The 19,798-nt window shown below is 65.8% G+C and carries 16 protein-coding genes and 3 pseudogenes; 4 read left to right on the plus strand and 15 right to left on the minus strand.

The genetic code is table 11. The features are described from left to right. The 5 genes and pseudogenes from ABZ420_RS33545 to ABZ420_RS33565 form a co-directional block, all read right to left on the minus strand. Positions 1-783, minus strand: a pseudogene (locus tag ABZ420_RS33545) (hypothetical protein); the annotation flags it as partial. 296 nt (positions 784-1,079) lie between these two features. Beyond that, positions 1,080-2,247 (minus strand): annotated as a pseudogene (locus tag ABZ420_RS33550) (IS701 family transposase). Between the two features lie 183 nt (positions 2,248-2,430). Further along, positions 2,431-4,059, minus strand: a complete 1,629-nt coding sequence (locus tag ABZ420_RS33555; protein ID WP_357131464.1) for a hypothetical protein — start codon at positions 4,057-4,059, stop codon at positions 2,431-2,433. Positions 4,060-4,133: 74 nt separating this feature from the next. Further along, a complete protein-coding gene (locus ABZ420_RS33560; protein WP_357131466.1) occupies positions 4,134-4,958 on the minus strand; it encodes an ROK family protein in 825 nt (274 codons plus the stop codon). Next, positions 4,959-5,474 carry a hypothetical protein gene (locus ABZ420_RS33565; protein ID WP_357131469.1) on the minus strand — a complete coding sequence of 172 codons (516 nt, stop codon included), beginning with the start codon at positions 5,472-5,474 and terminating at the stop codon, positions 4,959-4,961. It abuts the gene before it with no gap. A 306-nt stretch (positions 5,475-5,780) separates the two neighbouring features. On the opposite strand from ABZ420_RS33565, the gene ABZ420_RS33570 reads away from it, so the two are divergent. Continuing rightward, positions 5,781-6,254: a tyrosine-type recombinase/integrase gene (locus ABZ420_RS33570; RefSeq protein ID WP_357131472.1), complete on the plus strand. Its 474-nt coding sequence runs from the start codon at positions 5,781-5,783 to the stop codon at positions 6,252-6,254. 33 nt (positions 6,255-6,287) lie between these two features. After that, the gene (locus ABZ420_RS33575; RefSeq protein ID WP_357131475.1) at positions 6,288-6,650 is read left to right on the plus strand and encodes a hypothetical protein; all 363 of its coding nucleotides are present in this window, start codon (positions 6,288-6,290) and stop codon (positions 6,648-6,650) included. A gap of 1,041 nt (positions 6,651-7,691) precedes the next feature. Here the strand turns inward: ABZ420_RS33575 and ABZ420_RS33580 are convergent. From ABZ420_RS33580 to ABZ420_RS33625, 10 genes and pseudogenes are all read right to left on the minus strand, one after another. Next, positions 7,692-8,543 (minus strand): annotated as a pseudogene (locus ABZ420_RS33580) (pyruvate dehydrogenase); the annotation flags it as partial. Then, entirely contained in the window at positions 8,540-10,321 is a 1,782-nt protein-coding gene (locus tag ABZ420_RS33585; protein WP_357131478.1) for an FAD-dependent monooxygenase, read from the minus strand. The gene ABZ420_RS33585 and the pseudogene ABZ420_RS33580, both read right to left, overlap by 4 nt. Beyond that, the gene (locus ABZ420_RS33590) at positions 10,321-10,929 is read right to left on the minus strand and encodes a VOC family protein (protein ID WP_357131481.1); all 609 of its coding nucleotides are present in this window, start codon (positions 10,927-10,929) and stop codon (positions 10,321-10,323) included. The genes ABZ420_RS33585 and ABZ420_RS33590 overlap by 1 nt, the downstream gene beginning before the upstream one ends. A gap of 23 nt (positions 10,930-10,952) precedes the next feature. Then, positions 10,953-11,903 (minus strand): fumarylacetoacetate hydrolase family protein, encoded by a 951-nt coding sequence (locus tag ABZ420_RS33595; RefSeq protein ID WP_357131484.1) that lies wholly within the window; start codon positions 11,901-11,903, stop codon positions 10,953-10,955. An 84-nt stretch (positions 11,904-11,987) separates the two neighbouring features. Then, positions 11,988-13,256 carry a helix-turn-helix domain-containing protein gene (locus ABZ420_RS33600; protein WP_357131486.1) on the minus strand — a complete coding sequence of 423 codons (1,269 nt, stop codon included), beginning with the start codon at positions 13,254-13,256 and terminating at the stop codon, positions 11,988-11,990. Positions 13,257-13,509: 253 nt separating this feature from the next. Beyond that, positions 13,510-13,728, minus strand: a complete 219-nt coding sequence (locus ABZ420_RS33605) for a transposase (RefSeq protein ID WP_357131489.1) — start codon at positions 13,726-13,728, stop codon at positions 13,510-13,512. A 25-nt stretch (positions 13,729-13,753) separates the two neighbouring features. Beyond that, positions 13,754-14,452 (minus strand): IS630 family transposase, encoded by a 699-nt coding sequence (locus tag ABZ420_RS33610; protein ID WP_357131558.1) that lies wholly within the window; start codon positions 14,450-14,452, stop codon positions 13,754-13,756. A gap of 47 nt (positions 14,453-14,499) precedes the next feature. Beyond that, on the minus strand, positions 14,500-15,405 hold the full coding sequence (locus ABZ420_RS33615) for a LysR family transcriptional regulator (protein WP_357131492.1): 906 nt from the start codon (positions 15,403-15,405) through the stop codon (positions 14,500-14,502). Positions 15,406-15,455: 50 nt separating this feature from the next. Further along, positions 15,456-16,391: a dihydrodipicolinate synthase family protein gene (locus tag ABZ420_RS33620; protein WP_357131495.1), complete on the minus strand. Its 936-nt coding sequence runs from the start codon at positions 16,389-16,391 to the stop codon at positions 15,456-15,458. Between the two features lie 27 nt (positions 16,392-16,418). Continuing rightward, positions 16,419-17,204, minus strand: a complete 786-nt coding sequence (locus ABZ420_RS33625; protein WP_357131498.1) for an SDR family oxidoreductase — start codon at positions 17,202-17,204, stop codon at positions 16,419-16,421. A 230-nt stretch (positions 17,205-17,434) separates the two neighbouring features. On the opposite strand from ABZ420_RS33625, the gene ABZ420_RS33630 reads away from it, so the two are divergent. Both ABZ420_RS33630 and ABZ420_RS33635 read left to right on the plus strand, forming a co-directional pair. Beyond that, complete coding sequence (locus tag ABZ420_RS33630; RefSeq protein ID WP_357131501.1) at positions 17,435-18,529, plus strand: zinc-binding dehydrogenase; 1,095 nt, start codon at positions 17,435-17,437, stop codon at positions 18,527-18,529. Then, positions 18,516-19,676, plus strand: coding sequence for a DUF3500 domain-containing protein (locus tag ABZ420_RS33635; RefSeq protein ID WP_357131504.1), 1,161 nt, complete (start codon positions 18,516-18,518; stop codon positions 19,674-19,676). Before ABZ420_RS33630 ends, ABZ420_RS33635 begins: the two co-directional genes overlap by 14 nt. Positions 19,677-19,798 lie beyond the last annotated feature (122 nt).

Below are 19,798 nucleotides of genomic sequence, written 5' to 3' on the forward strand. Positions count from 1 at the left end.
TTGACCTGCAAAAGCATGCCCACCGCCCGCCGCTTGGCCGCCGGGCCTAGAAGTTTCCCCGAGCGATCTCCCGCAACGCGTCTTTCTCCAGCTCGACATCAGCCAGCAAGATGATCCCCCGTCTCGACGAGTTGGAGGATGACCTGCTGCAACGCTGCCGGCGCTGTCCACGCGCCACCACTGCAGCCCGTAGGTGGCAGCGGGCACTGTCCGGCTTACCGTGGGCCTTACCCGCTTCTGCAGGGCGGTTTCCGCGTCGGAAGCTTCGTAGTCGTGGCTGTGTTCGATGAACATCCGGACCACCGGTGTGGGCAAGAATCCGCCGCTGGACGCTATGCCGACTACTCCGACCAGCGGTACCGGGTTGCCTTGCCGCCATTGGGTGTGGGCTTGGTCGATGAATACCTGATCTATTTTGATGGTTTCGGTTTCGGCGAGCTGGGCGACCAAGGCATGGACCTGTTCGACGATGGCGGAGTCATCGCTGATGACGACAGCTTCGGCCACGGTCGTGGAGTGGTGAGAGGCGTTGGCTGATCCGATCACAGCCCACGTTGCTGTCGCGAGCATCTTGGCGTGCAGCGACGACGACGAATACACCAGTACACCTCGGTCGAGGAAGTGTTGCAGCGCGTCCGGAGACGTGGCGTGTGCGCGTAACGCGTCCCGTCCGGCGTTCACGACGAGGATGTCGTTGCTACGCAGCTGCAACAACTCGGGCGCGGTGGCGCCCAGGTAGGCGATCGCTACCGAACGCGGTCCGCGTGTGCGTGCCGCACGCACGATTCAGGCCATGGGTTCGGTCCCCGCACTGTGGTGCCCATGGCATCGAGTCTGCCCGACCACTTTCGATCGTTGGGGTGGTTGGCTCTCATCTCCCCGATCTCGCTGCCACGCGCGATCCGGTTCTGGGTGAGGCGCGGCGAGGTGGTGGTCTGCGGTTAACGCGACGGTTGTAGTTCTTTACTGTGGTAATCGGGTCCGCTGGTAGCGGATGTGTTGGGCGCGGTGTTGGTGGTGGTGGCGGCGTCAGCGGGAGGCGGCGAGGGCGTGGGTGAGGGTGCGGGCGGGGTGGAGCGCTATCGCCAGGAGACGGCGGATTTCGGCGACTGTGATTCGGCCCAGCCCGCGTGGGCTTTTGGGTCGGTGGCGGCGGTGACGGCGAGGAAGGCGTGGGCGAGCGTGGCCAGGGTGATGTGCCGGTACCAGGCGTCGTATTTGCGGACTTGGTAGTGGTCGAGGCCGCATTGTCCTTTGGCGGCTTGGAAGCATTCCTCGATCGCCCACCTCGCACCGGCCATGGCAACGATCTGGCCGCGATCGGTGGTGTCGGGGTGAAAGCACACGTAGTAGGCGATATCGGTGGGATCGTCGAGAGATCGCCGGGCCAGCAGAGTGCGCACGAATCCGGCCGGGATGTCGTCGAGGACCGGCAGAGTGACCCAGGCGAAGTCGTATTCGCGTTCGCCTCTGACTCCCTGACCGGCCGAGACCCGGTGCCATGCTTCGGCTGGGGCGCGGCTGATCAGGGTATCGACTCTGCGGCGGCCATCGAGGTCGGTGATGGTGTGTCTGACCGGGACCTCCACGACGTAAGGCATCCGGTGCGCCTGCAGGAACGCCCGGAATCTCCCGTCACGCCCATAGGCGGAATCGGCGGTCACCCACCCGGCGGTCACGCCAGCGGCCAGCGCCCGGCCGATCATCGCCTCGGCCAACCGTGGCTTGGTCAAAACGCCTCGACTCCAACGACTTTCGGGTACACCGGCGTCAGCGCAACGATCACGGTCTGCGATCCATGATTCCGGCAGATACAACTCCCGATCGATCAACGCTCGGCCATGACGACCGGCATAAGCGAGGAAAACGCCCAGTTGGCAGTTCTTGATCCTGCCAGCAGTGCCCGAGTACTGCCGTTGCACCCCGGCTGAGCGCAGTCCCTTCTTCACAAACCCCGTCTCATCGACTACCAGCACACCATCTGGTGAAGCCAATGCCTCGACCGCATAGGCGCGGACCTGATCGCGCACGTCATCGGCACTCCAACGCGCCCGGTTGAGCAGGTGCTGACATCCGTCGGGACTCACCGCCCCAGCCGCCTCGGCCAGCTGCCAGGAGTTCTTTCGCTCCACCGGCGCCAGCAACCCCGTCACATACGCCCTCGCCCACCCCCCGCGGCTCTGCCCGCCCGAACGCCCCAGCAACACGAGCGAAGACACCATCCAGATTCGCCCGCCACACCGAAATATCCTGCGCTACAACATCACTCAGCTCACCGACAATCTACAGGTAACGAACTACAACTGTCGTGCTAGCCGGCCCGCGCCCGGTGCTCCTCGGCCTCGCGGCCTCGCGCTGCCGTTCGTTCTCCTGCGCGTCGTTTTCGCGCGGTTCTTACCGGGATACCGAACTGGATGATGAACGGATCTGTCAGCGGGCGATGGTCTGGCCTGGACGCAGTACCCCTCCGCATTCACCCGTCTTCTGATAGTCGGGCAACAGGTTTGGCAGGAGCCCACCGGAGTACTGGCGCAGTTGCTGGAGTTGCTGCTCGTCGCGCACGACGTCTTTGCGGACCCAGTCCTCGTCCGAGCCGGACGCTCCGTGGAATCCTTGGATCTGGTAGTAATCGCGGGTCATTCGGGGGTCGACGGTGAGTCCGTTGTGCCACCAGGCTCCGTGGGTGTGCACGAAAGTGGGTTTGCGTTCCTCGAATACGTAATCCTCGAGAGTGATGGTTTCCTTGCCCGCGTAGATGTCCGCGATCCGCGATTCGGTGAGCCCGGCCATGTCGATCAGGCGTAGTCGCGATGTCAGCGAGCTTCCGCCCATGTCGGGCGCCAGCAGACTGCCCTGCTGGAGGCCGATGATGTCGGCGTAGCCGTTGACGTAGTGCCCGAATCGAGTGGCGATCCAGCACAGGGGCACGTCCGAATCGGCGCGATAGGACTCGGCCGCGTCGGCCAATGCGACACCGGACGGGATCAGCGCGCCGACCAGTGTCAGTGCGACCAGCGCCCGGCCGCGCGTGCGCAGCCTTGCCAGCAACTCCGCCGCGGAGACCACAACGACGAACGCGGCCAGCGCCCACACCGGAGTAGCAAACCGGAACTGCCCCATCCAATCCGGTTGCAGCACACAATAGGCGACCATCGCCAGCGCCAGCGGAACCAACAGTGCGGCAACACCGTCACGCCATTTACTCGGACCGGCGAGGGCGAGCCCGACCACTCCGACAGCCGCGATCACCGCGGGTGCTCCCACATACTGCACCAACTCACCGGCCCTGGTCAGGTCGTGCACGGTCGGCATCGCCTGATGCTTGGCCACCGCGGTGTTCGCGACGAGTCTGCCGAATTCGGTGATCCGCCATACCAGGTACGCCCCGAACGGAATCGCGAAGGCGATACCCAAATACAGCACATGCCGAAATGCGGTGAGCCACACGTCACGTCGAGCCAGTATCAGCGAAACCAGCGGATACGCGGCCAAGTAGATCAGGCCGTCGGGCCGCGTCAACGCCGCGAACGCCGCTATCGCACCGGCTGTCACCGCCACCGTCGGTGTCCAGAGCCGTTGGTCCAGCACCGCCAGGAACAGGTGAACGGCCAGCACGCACACCGCCAGCGCGAACAAGGAGTTCTCCAGCCCGGAGAAACACCAGATCACGAACGACGGAATCGCCGCGAGCACAACGCCTGTCGCGAACGTGACCAGCGCGGGCCACCGTGACACCCGGCGTGCGGCGACATAACTGGCGACGAGGATTCCGGCGCAGCACAGCAGCGCGATCGCCTTTGGATAGACGACGAAGTCCGGTACACCGAAGAGGGTGCCACGGTCGAACAGACCGAGCCATTCGCCCAGGACCAGCGCCAGGAGCCAAGTGGGATTGGAGAATCCCTCCACCGGTTCGGCACCGGGCTGCAACACCGGGCCCAAACCGTTGGCGACGCTGCGGGCATACGCGAAGGTGATTCCCGCGTCGTCCACCAGCCAGTTGCCGTATCGCGTGGCCTGCCATGCCAGTAACAGCACACCACCCAACACTGCCGCCACTGCTGCCCACCGCGATCGATCACGTCGTTGTCGCAAGCCCTCCCGCTCGGTGGAAGCTTGCGGGCGCGCGATCACTACCTCAACCACTCATCAAATCCCAAGTTTGAAACGATGTAGCCAAGAACGCCCAAAACCTTAGCGTCCGTCACAAATCCTGCTAGTCCTGCACCGACTTGGACGAAATGGGCGGCAAGCCCGCCGGTGAGAACGCCGCGGCTGATCGAGTACTGAGCCGCGGCAAGTGATCCGGTGGACTTGAGCCGTATCAGTCGCTCCGGCTCGTTGCATGCGCGACGGGCTACGAGAGCGGCACCGCCTCGGACGGCCGCGTCGGAACGCACCGGTGCGGCGAGGACGGTTGTCGGGCGGGAATCGGCGGCGAGGGTGCGGCGCTCGAGTTCCGCACCGAGGGCGGGAGCCAGCGTCTCGAAGATCTCCGCGTAGCAACCGCCGAGAACGACGGTGGCCAGATCGCAGAGATTGATCACGGACGCGAGCGCGACACCGAGGGCGGCACCTGCCCGGGCGACGGCGCCGCGAGCGTCTATGTCAGCCTCCGCCAACGCATTCGACAATGCCAGGATGTCGTCCAGTCCGGCGCCGCCGAGGATTGCGTCGAGCCCGGCGTACTGTTCGACACACCCCTGGCTGCCGCAGCGGCAACGGCGTCCTTCGCGCTCGATGGTGAGGTGACCGAGCTCGCCGGCGAAGCCGCTGACACCAGGGTAGAGAGTGCCGCCAGTCACCAGCCCGCCGCCGATCCCGACATCGCCCGACACGTAGAGAAAGTCGTCTCCCGCCAGTTTGTGCGGCCACAAATGCGCCAGGGCGGCGAGATTTGCTTCATTGTCGACTTCGACGAGATCGAGCCCGAGCCCGGTGCGCAGGTGGTGGGCCAATCAGGCACCGGTCAGCCCCGGCACGTTCGGCGCCCGCACGACGGTGTCGCCGACGACGATGCCGGGAACTGCCAACCCGGCGCCAAAAACCTTGCGCCCGCGAGAGATATCGTCCTGCTCGATGATCTCGATCAGGTGGCCGACGAGATCATCGGCGGGCCGGTGGCGGTTATCGACGTCGAGGTGACGAGCCGACAGGATCGTGCCGTCGATGCTCGTCGCGGTAACGGCCAGGTAGCCGACATTGATCTCCGCGCCGAGCGCTATCGGTGCGTCGGGGTGGAAACGCAGCGGTTTCGACGGCCTCCCGCGCCCTGCGGTGGTGGCCGCGTCCTCGATGAGGATCCGCTGTTCGAGCAACGGCTCGATCAGACTGGCGACAGTGGCCTTGGTGAGCCCGCTGCGCTGGGCCAGATCCGCGCGGGAACCGGGTCGGTCGACCAAGCTGAGCAGCACGGTGGACAGATTGCCGAGCCGGACCTGTTGCAGGTGACCGGAATTGGTCGCGGGCCTCACCGCGGCAGGTAATGCACGGTCGCGGCGCGATAGCGTTCCCGGACGTGCGTCGCGGCCGGAGCCGGAACCAGCGCAGGGGTCCGGGGTTTTCGGCCCAGGGTGGCAATTCGTGGAGTCCCTTCAGGGCCAGGGCGGCTTGGCGCCGCTCGGTGTGGTCGTCCACGCGTCCAACTTGAGCGTGCTTGGTGCGAGGGGTCGCCAGAACTCGCGGCGTTTGATCTCGAGATTGATCCACTGCGCCACGCACATAGATCCTGGGTCCCCGATCCGAGCGGCGCATGACTGTTCTTCTGGGCGTGGGCGGCGGTGGAGTTCCTGCGTCACACCGGTGCCAGGATCGAGGAGATGCTGGAAACCAGCCTTCACAGCATCACCCAATACCGGGTGCCCACGACCGGGGAGCTGGTCCCGTTGCTGCACATCGCTCCGTCCAAGACCGATCAGGAGCGTCTGCTGGTGATCAACCCCGAGCTGGCCGATGTCCTGTCGGCCATCATCGCGCGAGTCCGTAACCAGGACGGGACCGTCCCGCTCGTGCAGTTCTACGACAGCTCCGAACGAACGTGGGCAGCGCCGGCTCCGCTGCTGTTCCAATGGGAGCACGGCCATCACGCCCGAGCGATCTCCTCCGCAACGATCCGCAGGGCGATCAAGGAGATCTTCGAAGCCACCGATCTGACCGACGCCGACGGACAGCCCCTCTACTTCCAACCTCACGACCTGCGCCGGATCTTCGCCACCGAAGCCATCCTCAACGGGATGCCACCCCACATCGCGTAACTACTGCTCGGACACAAGGACATCTCCACGACGATGGGCTACAAGGCGGTCTACCCGCAGGAAGCGATCAACGGCCACCGCGCCTTCATCGCCCGGCGCCGCACCCTGTGCCCCAGCGAGGAATACCGCGCCCCGACCGACGCCGAGTGGGACGAGTTCCTCGGCCACTTCGAACGCCGCAAAGTCGCCCTCGGAGAGTGCGGCCGCGCATACGGCACGAGCTGTCAGCATGAGCACAGCTGCTTCTCTGAACTACGCAAGGTGGCGCGTCAGACGGTGCGAAAGTTCGTGGGAGAAGTACCCGCTCGTCGAAGCCGCTGGCCGAAGTCCGCCGCGGTCCGCTATCGCCAGGCAACAGGTGGCCGAACATGGTTGCTGGAAGATCTCGAACGGTGAATAGTACTTGGCTATGACTCGTGGTTCGGCGTCGAAAGCGCCAGGTCAACGCCAGTTCGAGGTGGTTTGGCCACCTCGGATTGTTCGGCCAAGCCGGCCGCCCGCGCTGGTTTATCTTGACCAGAACCACTTCATCAATCTCGCGCGGGCGGTGCAAGGGACCGCACCGGCGGGCTACGACGTGCTGCTGGATGCCTGTCGACGGAGTCGCGCCGACGGCCGCGCACTGTTCCCGCTGTCGATGATTCATTGTTTCGAGGTCGCGGGTATCACGGATCCGAAGCAGCGGAGCAAGGTCGCGGCAGTGATGGAGGAACTGTCCGACTTCCGGTATCTGCCTGGGCGCGACATTGTCGCCAGGTTGGAGATCGAGGCGATGCTTGACACGTTGTCTGCGCCTGCCGGTCCCGGCGGCGAGCAGATCCCACTGCTGGGCACCAGCATGTTGTTCGCCTTTGGCAAGTTCGGCTCGTGGGTCGTCCGAAACTCGGATGGTTCGGAGGCGGACGCTAGCGAATTCCAGGACCAGATCGACGAGTCCATTCGCAAGCTGGAGCAACGGCTGCTCGCTGGGCCAGCAGATGAGGATTTGCCGGCATTGCAGCAACTCGGCTATACGCACCAGGGTTGGCGAGGGGTCAGCGAGCGGCGCGTGGAGCAGGAGCGCGAGCAGGTCGAGCGGTTCGACGCCGAGCCGAAGTGGCGAAAAGGGCGCCTGCGGGACGCGGTCGCCGTCCGCGAACTAACCATCGAGTGGACGGAGGCAATAACGGCCGCCGTGATGGCGCGCGGCACCAGCATCGGGCAGGTCGTCGGCGACCAGGAGCGTATCCGCCGGTTCACCAAGGGCATGCCCTCGATCCGCGTGGCGGTCTCGCTCAAGGCCCGCTATCACAGCAATCCGCAACATCGGTGGACTGTCAACGACATCCACGACATCGACGCGATGGCGGTTGCGGTCCCGTACTGCGACGCGGTGTTTACCGACAGCGCGGTGAAAAGCTCCCTCGACCGCAGCCCGGAGTTGCGTGTCTTCGACACCTGCTCGATGAGCGACCGGATCTCGGCAGCATCGGGTCCTGTGCCGGGCAGTCGGTTGCGTATCTGCGTCGGGCTGCAGCGCAGCAGCCGTTGGTATTCCGGGTTGGGCATGTCGTCGATCCGTGTGCGCAGCGCGGCTCCGCCGGGTCGGGTGAACAGGTCCTGAAGCAGCTGGCCGTACTTGACATCGATGACCTGCCACCCGGCCGCGGCGAACATTCCTTGCAGCTTGCCCGCGGCGATGTTCGGGACCACTCGGTCCAGTGACTGCCGGTTGAGATCGACGACCCACACCACTTCGCCGAGTTCGGCGACAGCCGGATCGAGGACGGCCTCCCACACCGCCCCTTCGTCCAGTTCGGCATCCCCGACCAGGGAGTATTGACGCCCCATACCCGCTCCGCCGACGAAGCTGTCGACGTAGCGGCGCGACAACGCCCCCCAGATCGGCGCCGTGGCGCCGATGCCGACCGAGCCGGTGGAATAGTCGACCGGGTCCGGGTCCTTGAGTCGGCTCGGATAGCTTTGGAGGCCTCCGAAATCTCGCAGGCGGGTCAGGTAGCCGGCCTCCAGTGAGCCGAGCAGGTAGTTGATCGCGTGCAGGACCGGCGAAGCGTGCGGCTTCACCGAGACTCGGTCCTCGGGCCGCAGGTGCTGGAACCACAGACAGGTCATGATCGACACCATCGACGCCGAGGAAGCCTGGTGGCCTCCGACCTTGAGCCCGGAGGGATTCGACCGGACGCGGTTGGCATGGTCGACGATCGCCGTCGACAGCCAGAGCACCCTGTTCTCGATCGCGGACAGCACACCGACGTGGGAGTCTCGGGCGGCGGTGACGGGTGTACTCATGAAGCGACCCCCTCTGTGGCCAGGGATATTTCGAAACCGGTGAGCAAACGCTGCAGCTCCGGCGCGGCGGAGATGGCACATTCCGTGGTGCGCCAGACCACGTGCCCGTCCGGCCGGACGAGCACGGCACCGTGCTCGCCGACCTCGAACAGGTCGAGCACGATCTGCCGCTCCGGCGCGATCGCGGTATCCAGGCCGACCACCGTGACGGGAGCGGTGTCGGCGACGGCGGCGCGCCACGCCTGCGGGTCAAGCGTGAACAGGGTGTAATCGCGCAAGTCGAGTGCATCGTGGGTGGACACGGGATCGCCGTCACCGGCCAGCCATATGTGCGGCACGCGAGCGCCGGGCCACGTCGTCGGCCGATAGTGCACCACGCCGCTGCCGTCCATCGGCTGCGGCGTCGGCTCGGTACGGATGAGTGGCCCGGAATACGCGTAGCCGAATTCCAGGCCGGTGGAGGCGAAATGCTCCAACTGGTCGGGCAGACGGCGTGCGACCGTCGCGCGCAGGTAGCGCGCTGACGCGCTGTCTCCCAACAATTTCGCGGTACGACGCATCGCCACGCTCGTCAGGCGGTCGGCGATGCTGCGCACGATGACCGCCGGGCTGCGGTCGACGACCGGATGCGCGAAAGCTCGGGTGAGGCGCGCCACGGCGCGGTTGCTCACACCCAGGCCGTCCATGACGTCGTCGAGCCGGAAATGGTTGGCTACGCTTTGTGCGGCGAAGCGCTCCACGACGGGTCGCCGTTCCGGTTCGTAGCTGTCCAGCAGTGCTGTCGGCGCGCGGCCTTCGAGCACGGCGGCGAGTTTCCAGGCGAGGTTGTGCGCATCCTGCACACCGCTGTTGAGACCGAACCCGCCGGTGTGCGGGAACCGGTGGGCGGCGTCGCCGACGAGGATCACGTTGCCCTTGGTGAAGGACTCGGCGGTCTGGCTGGTCATCGTCCAGGTGCCGGTGGAGTGGATTCGGAAGGGCACATGTTGCCCGATTACCCGTGGTAGCGTCCGGGCCCAGAACATACGTCCGTCACGGGCGATCTCCTGATGGCGGCTCAGGTACGGGGTCATCAGCACGTAATCGTCGTCGGCGTGCGCAATCAGCACGCCGCAGAACGCGGGAGAGTAGATCCAGCTCAGCAGCGGACGGATGCCGTCGGTGAACAATTCGGCGTTGAAGAAGACGCTGCCCATGTTGGCCAGCTCCGGTCCGCGCATCGCGATGCCCACCGCGTCGCGCACCGCGCTGTTGGCGCCGTCGGCACCGACCACGAACCGCGAGGATATCTCGGCTTTACCGCCGAGTGAGTCGGTGTGCACCGTGGCCCGGGATGGCGTGATCGTCACGTCGCGGATTCCGACGCCTCGACGGAAGTCGATGTGCGGGTCGATCTCCAGGGCGTCCCAGAGGACCGGCATGAGCCGGTGCTGGCCGATGTGCGAAATGAGGAACCGGCTGTGGCTCTGCACGGTTTCCACCTGTTCGGTGTCGGCCAGCAGGTCGATGTCTCCGAGCGGGGCGTGGTGCAGATCCGTGCACCAGCGGACCACACTGACCTCCTCGACCGGTGGCGCGAGCGCGCTGACGCGCCTGGCCAGCGGCGGGGAAGCGCGGTGCCAGATCTCCTGGGACCGGGCGTTGACGACATGCGCGGCCGGATGATCGAACGGGTCGGTCCGGCGTTCGAGGACGGTGCAACCGATGCCGTAACGCGACAGCAGCAGCGCCAGGGTGCAACCGGTCGCGCCTGCGCCCACGATGGTCACCTCGGGCATCACAGCGTCCTGAAGGTGATGGTCTCGCGGTGGGCCTTCTGCCGCGTGCCGGGGCGGGTGCCTGCGCCGGGATGCAGCAATGCGGATACCCGCACGCCGGCGCGCAGCTGTTCGAGCAGGTAACCGGGGTCGACGTTCACGCCGATCGGATTGTCGGCGAACTGCTCCGAGCCGAAGAAGTCGGCGGTGTCCCGCGCAGTCGGGAAGTTCTCCACCTGGAACTCCAGCCGGATGCCGTCCGGGTCCTCGTAGTACAGCGACGTCGTCGGGCCGTGGTTGATCGCCCAAACCGGTTTGATGCCGATCTCCTTCAGCTGTTCCCATGTGGTGAGCAGGCCGGCCAAGGAGTCGAAGGTGAAAGCGAGATGGTCCAGGCCGTAAACCTTGCGCCGCAATCTGGCCAGCGGAAAGGCGAACCGCATCGGCCGGGGCAGCTTGATCAGTGCCAGCCGGTGGCTTTCCTCGTCCCAGGTCAGGAAGGCTATCTGCTTGTCCTCGTGCACCACACGAGCGCCGAACACGTGGCCGTACCACTCGATCATCTCGCGAGCCCGCGCGGTCTTCACGACCCAATGCGCCAGGTAGGTCGGTGGGGTGGTTCGAGGCATTCTCTGCTCTCCGGTTCTCTCGGTCAACGCACGGTGTTGCACTGGGTGCCGAGGTCGAGCACGCCGTCGTCGGTTCGGATGGACGCGGTGACGATGTCGCCCGGCGCGAGGTAGGCAGGGTTGCGGGACTGCGTCCGGTTGAACAGAGCCCACTTCGTGGCTTCGGGCAGGAGGCCGGCAAGACATTGCACGCTGCGCTTGGGCGGGTGGATGGCCACCCCGCCGGGAGTGCCGGTCAGCAACAGGTCACCCACCGCGAAGTCCTCCAGTTGCGAGAACTCCGTGAGGGTCTGCGCCGGTGTGAAGATCATGTCTCCGGCCAGCGCCGTCTGCCGGGTCTCACCGTTGACCGCGAGGCTGAGCCGAAGATCCGTCCACCGGCGGACCTCGTCGGGTTCTGGCACGCAAAGGTATGGTCCGACCGGGCAGAAGGTGCGGTAGCTCTTGCCTTTGTAGTACTGCCCCTGAGACAGCTGGACGTCCCGGGCGCTGACATCGTTGGCGACGACGAAAGCTCCGACGTAGTCCTCGAGGTTCTCGGCGGTGACGGTCACGGGCCCGGTGATCGCCTTGCCGATGACGATGCCCAGTTCGATCTCGTAGTCCAGGAGCCGTACGTGTGGTGGAGTGACGATGTCGTCACGCGCCCCGGTGAGCGAACCTGTGGACTTCGTGAAGAACAGGTTGAACGGCTGTGCGGGGTCCACTCCGGTCTCGGCCATGTGCGCGCGGTAGTTCGTGCCCTGGCAGTTGACCTTCGCACCGGGCAGTGGGTTGAGCGGGGTGACGCTTGCCAGCTCGATGCCGGAATCGCCGGATTCCGTCAGCAGACCTCGGGCTACCTCGGTGCCTTCCTGCAGCACCTGGGTCGGCGTCGGGTACTCGCCGGGCAACGGCAGCACTCGCTCGCCGCGAACCACGCCCCAGCCCGTGGCGCCCGATTCGGTGGAATAGCGCAAGAGATTGATGCTCACACCGACAAGTCAAGCCGCGCCGACCGGGTCACCGCTTGGACTGCGCGCCAAATCCGAGCCGCTGGGTTGGACTTCGATGCAAGATCATTCGTCGGCAGCGCCGCCGAGGACGACGTCTCCGAGTTCTTCGGCAAGGCTCAGGGCGGCCTGCAGCTGCATCCGGCGGACGTCGATCGGCCGACCGCGAAGTTGCTCGGCTCGCTGAACCCGGTAGGCGACGGTGTTGCGAGCCACGTGCAACCGCTCGGCCGCGGTACTCAAGCTTCGCTCCACGTCCAGGTAGCACTTCAGCGTCTGCCGCACGGTCGCCGTCGCCTCGTTCGAGCCCGCCAAATCCCCGAGTTCGCGCAGTACGAATTCGCGCGCGATGTCCACACGCGTGCTGAGCATCGCGAGCAGGTCGACGTCGGCGTAGGCGAACAACCGGCGGCCGGATCGAGACAGCATCCCGAACCGGGCCGCCTCGACCGCCTGCTCGTGGCTCTCTGTGAATCCGGCGACCCCCGCCGCGGGCAAACCGACCGCCACGCGCGCAGCAGCCCCGCCCGGGATTTCCGGAAAGGGAGTTTGCGGGCCGGATCGGACGTGAGAACCCCAAGCCCATACTCGTCGAGCGCCCACCGGAAGAATCAGAGAAGACGTGTGACCGACAGAACTCAACAGCGCGGCTGCGGTTCGTTCGAGCTCGCCCCTTGTCAACACCGCGGCATCGTCCGCCCAGACGACCAGCGCGGTGTGCTGCCGCGTCAGGTCGTAGTCCAGTGTCCGAGCGGCGGCGGCCAGGGGAACTGGGGTGCCGCGCAGGATGTCCTGCACGAGTTCGGTACGCACCGCGGCAGCACTGGCCGTCCACGCCGCCTGCACCTTGTCGAACTCGCGGGCCATCACAGCGGCCACCTCATCGACCAGCGCGAAGCTCAGAGTTGACATCCGTCGCATTTCCGCGAACTGCAGATCGGCGGGCACCAACCGCTCGACCGCCTGCAAGACCGCGGCGGTGCCGTAGGAGTGCGCCACTTGAACACTCCGCAGCATGTGTTCGATACGGACCCCCCGGCTGACCAATTCCGCAGGCCCGGCGAGCACGTCCGACGGCACGTCGATGCCGGACTCGTTCTCCTCCGCCAGCGCGGCGACTACCGCGAGAGCGACGGCCTCACAACCGCGGCGAACCTCTCGAGCGACAACATCGATGTCCAGCGGCGGAATCTCGCTGACGATCTGCCGCGCCATTCCCTCGCCGAGTTCGATCGCCCACCCCGCAGGGCCACGGCCGATCCGCTCCGCAACCATCGACAGCCGTTGCGGAGGAAGCGCGGAACGGCCCAACGCCTCGTCATCAGACGGTGTCAAGCTACGCACCCACGGCACCCGATCGGCCACCCAACCTCCTAGCGCTCGAATCCTAGCCGCGGATCGGCCGACTCGGCCGCGAACCACCGGCACCGACGCCCCACATAACCCATGCCGTGGATTACTAGTGCCTCGTCAAGCAACCTTCGGTAGGTAATCTGGCCGCCGGATTTTGGAGTTGACGGCGAACTCGCGTTTGGGTTGAGCGTGCTGGTTGTACCACCGGACATAGGCGCCGATCGCGGCGTCTTGTTCATCGTGGCTGCGGATCGGTGCCGTTCAACGCGAAGTAGCGCAAGGCCGCGAATTCGGACTCGATCCAGTTCAACCAGGACGAATAGGTCGGCAGATACACCAGTTCCACATCGCTGACCGCAGCCCAGGCACGGATTTCGGCTCGCTTGTGCGGGCTGAAGTTGTCGACGATGAGGTAGAGCCTTTCGCCCGGCCAACGCGCTCGCAGCGACTTCAACAACGACAGGAACTCCTGCCACCGCTTACGATCGCGGACGGTAGGTCGCCCGCAACCGTTTCGGGTTTCGCTGAGGGACCCAACCACGACCAGCACGGGGTTGTAGGTTCAGCGGACCGAACTGATCCACACAGATCACCCGACCATCGGCAGGCGGATGGTCGTAGAGATCCAGGACGCGGTTCATCTTCGCGGTGAACTCGGGATCGGTGCCTGCCTTCCATGTCTTCGTGGACTGCCACGACACACCCTCGTCTTTGAGGATCTTGCGTAGCGTCTCACGGCTGATATCGGCGATCCGGTTGCTGAGCAACACTTCTCGCAGTTTCGACAAGCTCCACGTCGAGAACGGCCAACCCAGATCTCGCGGGCAGCACCGGGCGATGCAGGCGATGCGTTCACGCGTCGCTCGATCGACCTTCCGCGGCCTGCCCGCGCTCCATTTTGGGTCCAGTGCCTCGAACCCCCGTTCGTTGAAATCGTGGATCACCTGCCGCACATACGCTTCGCTGACCTGCATCAACCTCGCGATCGCGGGAACCGGCTGCCGCTGGGCCGAGGCCATCACCACGATCACTCGCCGCGTCCTGATCGGCTGTCTGCTCGTCTTGGTGATCTTCTGCAACCGGCGCCCCTCCTCCGGGGTCACCGCTCGCACGAACACTTCCGGCTTCCGGGCCACCAGCACCACCTCCACCGGCAGCATCACCGACCACGAGTCCACGATCAACCCGACACCCGGTTACCGAGGCAACCCACCTGGACGAGGCACTAGCAGCGCAACGCCCCTGCCGGAAGCGCCGTCGCCATGGTGAGAGGCAGTTCGAGGGAGGTGAGCAAGTCTCGGTACCGCTGCGCCAGTTGCGTCGGCGTGCTGCGGCTGTAGGCGACGATCTCGCGGTAGACCCCGGGGCCGATCCTTCTGGCGTGCCGGATCCAGCCGCCGGGTACGGCGTTGTTGGGCACCAGCGCTACTCCCAAACCTTCCATGGCGAACAGCAGCGCGGCGGCCACCTGCCCGGTCCGTGCGACGGCGCGCGGAGTGAATCCGAGGGCGGTGGCCGTCCGGTCCACTATTTCGCTCATGCCTTGCTCGGGCTCGTAGAGGATCCAGTCGGCTGCGGCCAGTTCGTCGGGTTCCACCATGGGACTCGTGGCTTGCCCCGCAGGGCCGACCAGCACCATCTCCTCGTAGCCGAGTGAGACCACCGGCCCCTCCCACAGTTCGGGCCGCGGTCCGACCGCGATGTCGCCCTGTCCGCTGCGAACCGCCTCCTCGAGAGCACGACGGTGCGAGAAGTCGTGCACTCGAAGGACAGCGGTCGGGAACAGGGAGTGCCACCGGACGGCGCTCGGGGGCAGGATGCCGGAGGCGATCGACCGGACGGTCAGCACGTGCACGTCGCCGCTTCGACCCTCGACCACTTGGTGCACCGCGTCCGCGGCTTCTCCGACAGCCTGCAACACACGCTCGGCGTGGGGCAGCAACACCCTTCCCGCGGGCGTGAGGGCGAGGCCGTGGCGGCCGCGTTCGAGCAGTTGCGCGCCGAGTTCCTTCTCCAGCGAACGCATCTGCTGCGACAGCGACGGCTGCGAGACATACAGCCGTGCCGCGGCGGCGCTGAACGACCCGCTTTCCCAGACGGCGAGAAAGTACTCCAGCTGGCGCAGCCGCATCGGATGAAGTTACCGCCGTCCCCGCCGGCCACAGACACACCAGGGGCGAGTCACTCCGCCCAATTCGCTCGGCCGTCTCGGCGAGCGAGCCGGGCGAGCAGATAGTCGACTTCCGACCGTGCTCGGCTCGACAGCACGCTTCGGGGCGTGCGCTGGGTGTCGGAGGCCAGCAGGCCGCGCCGCTGCATGACGTACTTGCGGACGGCCAGGCCCACTCCCGGCTGTTGTTCGTATCGCAACAGAGGTAGATGCGCATCGAAGATGTCATGGCATTCCTCCGAGCGGCCCGCTGCGGCATGACCGACCACATCGACCAACATTTCGGGGAAGCAGTATCCGGTCATGGCGCCGTCGGCTCCCCGCGCGGTCTCGAAATCGAGAAAGAGCCCACCGTTGCCGCACAGGATCGACAACCGCGGCATGTCGCCCTCGGCTTCGAGGTGCCGCAGCGCGCTGATCTTCTCCAGCCCTGGCCAATCCTCGTGCTTGAGCATGACGCAATGGGGTACGGCGCGGGCGATGCGCGCGATGACCGAAGCGCTCATGACGACCGAGAACGACAGAGGGTAGTCCTGCACGACAAGGGGAACCGAGTCGCCGAGCGCGGCCGCGACACCCTGGTAGTAGCCCACGATCTGGTCGTCGGTACGCAACGTATTGGGTGGTGCGACCATGACGCCTGCCGCTCCCGCCGACATGACCTCACCGGTGAGTGCCCGCATCGCCGTGTAGCCGGGAGCGGAGACGCCCACGACGACGGGAAGCCGAGTCCTCCGCAGCACCTCACGCACGATTCCTGTCGCCTCGTGGTGCGAGAGTTTGGGCGCCTCCCCCATCTGACCGAGCACAGTGATCCCGGTGACGCCGACCGATTCGTAGAAAGCGACCAGACGGTGCAGAGAGTCGAAGTCCACCGCTCCTTCCTCGTCGAAGGGTGTTGGGGCGATGGCGAAGACGCCCTTCGTCTCACGGGTGAGCACGGCCATAGTTGAGATCCTTTGTCGCTGGGGGTGTTAGAGGCTGGAAATGAGCCCACCGTCGACGCGGACCACCGTGCCGGTGATGTACGACGCCGGAACGCTCGCCAGGAACGCCACCGTCGCCGCGTATTCGCTCGGGTCGCCGTAGCGGCCGACGGGGATGGTGGCCACGCTGTCGGCCATGACCTGTTCGACGGTTCGGCCCTCGGCTTCGGCTTTGATCTGGTCGAGACGCTCGACGCGACGGGTGCCGATCCGGCCCGGCACGACGATGTTGCACGTGACGCCGTCCGAGCCGACTTCCCGCGCCAGCGTCTTGGACCAGCCGAGCAATGCGGCACGAAGACTGTTCGACAGGCCCAGGTTGGGGATCGGAGCGAGGACCCCCGAGCTGGTGCTGGTGATGACGCGGCCCCATCCGCGCGTCCGCATACCCGGGACGATCGCGTCGCTGATGGCGATCACGGACAGCACCATGGAACGGAAATGATCCAGCCACACCGCAGAAGGCCGCCCCAGAATCGGCGAGGGCGGCGGCCCGCCGGTATTGTTGACCAGAATATCGACCGGACCGAGGCTTTGCTCGATCAGAGCGACATTGCCTTCGATAGCATCGAGGTCGGCGATATCCCATGTCACCGGCACGGCCCGGCCGCCGGTCGCGACGATCGTGTCGCTGCGTGATTCGGCGGCTCCGCGATGGATATCGGCAACGGCCACTCGGGCGCCCTCGGCCGCCAATTTTTCCGCGATGGCGCCACCGAGGCCACCGCCCGCGCCAAGGACCAGTGCGGTTCGACCGGCAATCTCGAGATCCAAAGTCCACTCCTCGACCGAACGCCAATAATTCCGGCATTTCCAGATGTTTCGAACCGTAACACCGCACCGAAGAGTGTGCCCAATACGAATATTCGCGACACGCTATAGGCTGCACTTATACGTGCAGTACAGCGTAGCGTTAGCGAGGGCTACCCGGCCATGACCGCCCGCGGGCCGTTGGACAGGAAAGAAATATCTCGCCTAGCCTCCTGGTGGATCATAAAAGGACAATGAGAGGCAATGTGATGTCCTTTCCGGAAACTATGCTCGCGGCGGTAATCGGCGAGCCGGGGATTATCAAGACCAAAACCATGCCGGTGCCCCGTCCGGGCCCGGACGACGTTCTCGTGCGGGTACACCGGGCGTCACTGTGCGGCACCGACGTCAAGATCCGCAGCCGTCGTTTCTTCCACGGGGCCGGTCCGGCGCCGGACACCTTCATTCCCGGCCACGAGTACGCGGGCGTCGTGATCGCGGTCGGCAGCGCCGTCGACGAGTTCTCCGTCGGCGATCGCGTCGTCACCGAGGCGCATCGGGGCTGCATGCGATGCGTCAACTGCCTGTCCGGCTCCTACACCGACTGTTTGAACTACGGCGACCAGGCCAAAGGCCATCGGGTACAGGGGATGACGGTCAACGGGGGCTTCGCCGAGTATGTCGTCAACCACGTCTCGACGCTGTACCGGCTTCCCGATGACATCGACTTCGACTCGGCCGTCGTGCTGACCACCGTCGGCACCGTGATGCACGCTTTCGACGTGCTCGACTCGCTGCTGGTGGGCGCCGGCGTCGCAGTGATCGGTCCCGGGCCCATCGGCTTGATGGCCGTCCAGGTCGCCCGCGAACTCGGAGCCGACCCGGTGATGCTCATCGGCACACGCAACAACCGGCTGGAGATCGGGAAGCAATTCGACGCCGACTACCTGCTGAACTCCCGCGAGCAGGACGCTGTCGCCTCGGTTCGGGAGATCACCGGCGGAGTCGGCCCCGACATCGTGGTGGAGTGCTCCGGGGCTCCCGCCGCGGTCGACGACGCGATCCACATGGTCAAGCGCGGCGGCAGAATCGTTTTGGCGGGGTTCTTCGGACAACCGGTGACGGCTGACCTCAATCACGCTGTCATGAACGGGATCTCGATCAACACCGTCCGCGGCGAAGGCGCAGGCTCGGTGGCGAGGGCCTTGTCGCTGGCATCGCGGGGACGACTGCGCACCGGCGCCCTGGTGACCCATCACTTCCCGCTGGAAGACATCGCCGAAGCATTCGACACCTACGTCGAACGGCGAGACAACGCGATCAAGGTCATGCTCGATGTCGCCGGATGAGACCGCGCTTGCTCCGGTCCGCGAACTGGTCGCCACCGACATGGCCGCCTGCGCGGCAGCATGGCTGGAATCACTCGCCCCCGACCAACGAACACAGGCGCAATTCGACTCCCCCCTGACTCCGGACGCGGAGGCCGAGCGGCTCCGCTGGTTCTACACCCCGACCGACCACGGCGGACTTGCCCTGCGCGACCAGACCGCACGCCAGCAGGGCTTGGCGATGCGACTGGTCGCCTCGGGACTGTCCGAGGCCGGATACGCGACTGTCGCAACTGTGATGGGCCTGGAGAACGTCCTCGATCAGGTCGAAGGATGGCACGTCCGCTGGGGACGGCAACGGGGCCGGGACCCGGGCCTGTACTGGCTCAGGTTGTTCGGCCGACCGGCCGACTCGGTCTGGGCATGGCGCTTCGGCGGCCACCACATCTCGCTGAACAACCTCATCATCGGCGGGCGCATCGTCTCGACGACGCCGTGCTTCATCGGCGCCGATCCAGCCAGTGCCGCCTTGCTCGGTGGAACGCTACGACCGCTGGGCGGGCCGGAGGAGGCGGCGCGGCACCTGGCGCGATCGCTGGACTCCGACAGGTTCCACGCGGCGTTGCTGCACACCAATGCCATATCCGACATCGTCTCCGGCAACCGGCCGACCATCGCCCACGGGGACGCGATGATGCACATGCAGGATCTCTGGCGCGGCACGTTCACCGATCCGGCGCTGCGAAAGCTGGTCGACGACATCGACCTACGCGCCGAAAGCGGTAGCCGATACACCGAAGCCGACCATGCGGCCATGGCGATCTCCATGCCACCCAAAGGTTTGGCCGCGCGCGACCTCGACCCGCAGCACCGGCACGGATTACGGCAGCTGATCAGCCTGTACACCGGTCGTGCGCCGAGCGCGCTCGCCGATGCTCACGCTGCGTACTACGAGGCCGACGACGTACTCGATGAGGTCTACTTCGGATGGGCGGGCAGCCTCCAGGTGGGCGAACCGCACTATTACCGGATCCAGGGACCCGACCTGCTCATCGAGTACGACAACACCCAACGCTACGCCAACCACGCACATTCGGTCTGGCGCAACCCGGGTTCGGATTTCGGGCTCGACAGCCTGGCCGAACACCGCCGACGCTCCGCGCATTGAGCAGCGCTCCCGAGGATACGGGCGCAACGGGGGGCGACGACCTCGTCACCCGATCGGAATCAGCGGGTGCGAGCGCATCCTCGAGCGCTGGGCGGTGCCGCTCATTGGAACTCGGTGCAGAA

It is taken from the genome of Nocardia sp. NPDC005745 (assembly GCF_040630775.1).
Classification (GTDB): domain Bacteria; phylum Actinomycetota; class Actinomycetes; order Mycobacteriales; family Mycobacteriaceae; genus Nocardia.

Excerpts from the sequence above, each read along its gene's own strand:
- ABZ420_RS33575 (WP_357131475.1), top strand. The coding sequence starts at position 6,288 with ATGGGCTACAAGGCGGTCTACCCGCAGGAAGCGATCAACGGCCACCGC.
- ABZ420_RS33585 (WP_357131478.1), bottom strand. The coding sequence starts at position 10,321 with ATGCCCGAGGTGACCATCGTGGGCGCAGGCGCGACCGGTTGCACCCTG.
- ABZ420_RS33590 (WP_357131481.1), bottom strand. The coding sequence starts at position 10,929 with ATGCCTCGAACCACCCCACCGACCTACCTGGCGCATTGGGTCGTGAAG.
- ABZ420_RS33630 (WP_357131501.1), top strand. The coding sequence starts at position 17,435 with ATGAGAGGCAATGTGATGTCCTTTCCGGAAACTATGCTCGCGGCGGTA.
- ABZ420_RS33635 (WP_357131504.1), top strand. The coding sequence starts at position 18,516 with ATGTCGCCGGATGAGACCGCGCTTGCTCCGGTCCGCGAACTGGTCGCC.
- ABZ420_RS33615 (WP_357131492.1), bottom strand. The coding sequence starts at position 15,405 with ATGCGGCTGCGCCAGCTGGAGTACTTTCTCGCCGTCTGGGAAAGCGGG.
- ABZ420_RS33620 (WP_357131495.1), bottom strand. The coding sequence starts at position 16,391 with ATGGCCGTGCTCACCCGTGAGACGAAGGGCGTCTTCGCCATCGCCCCA.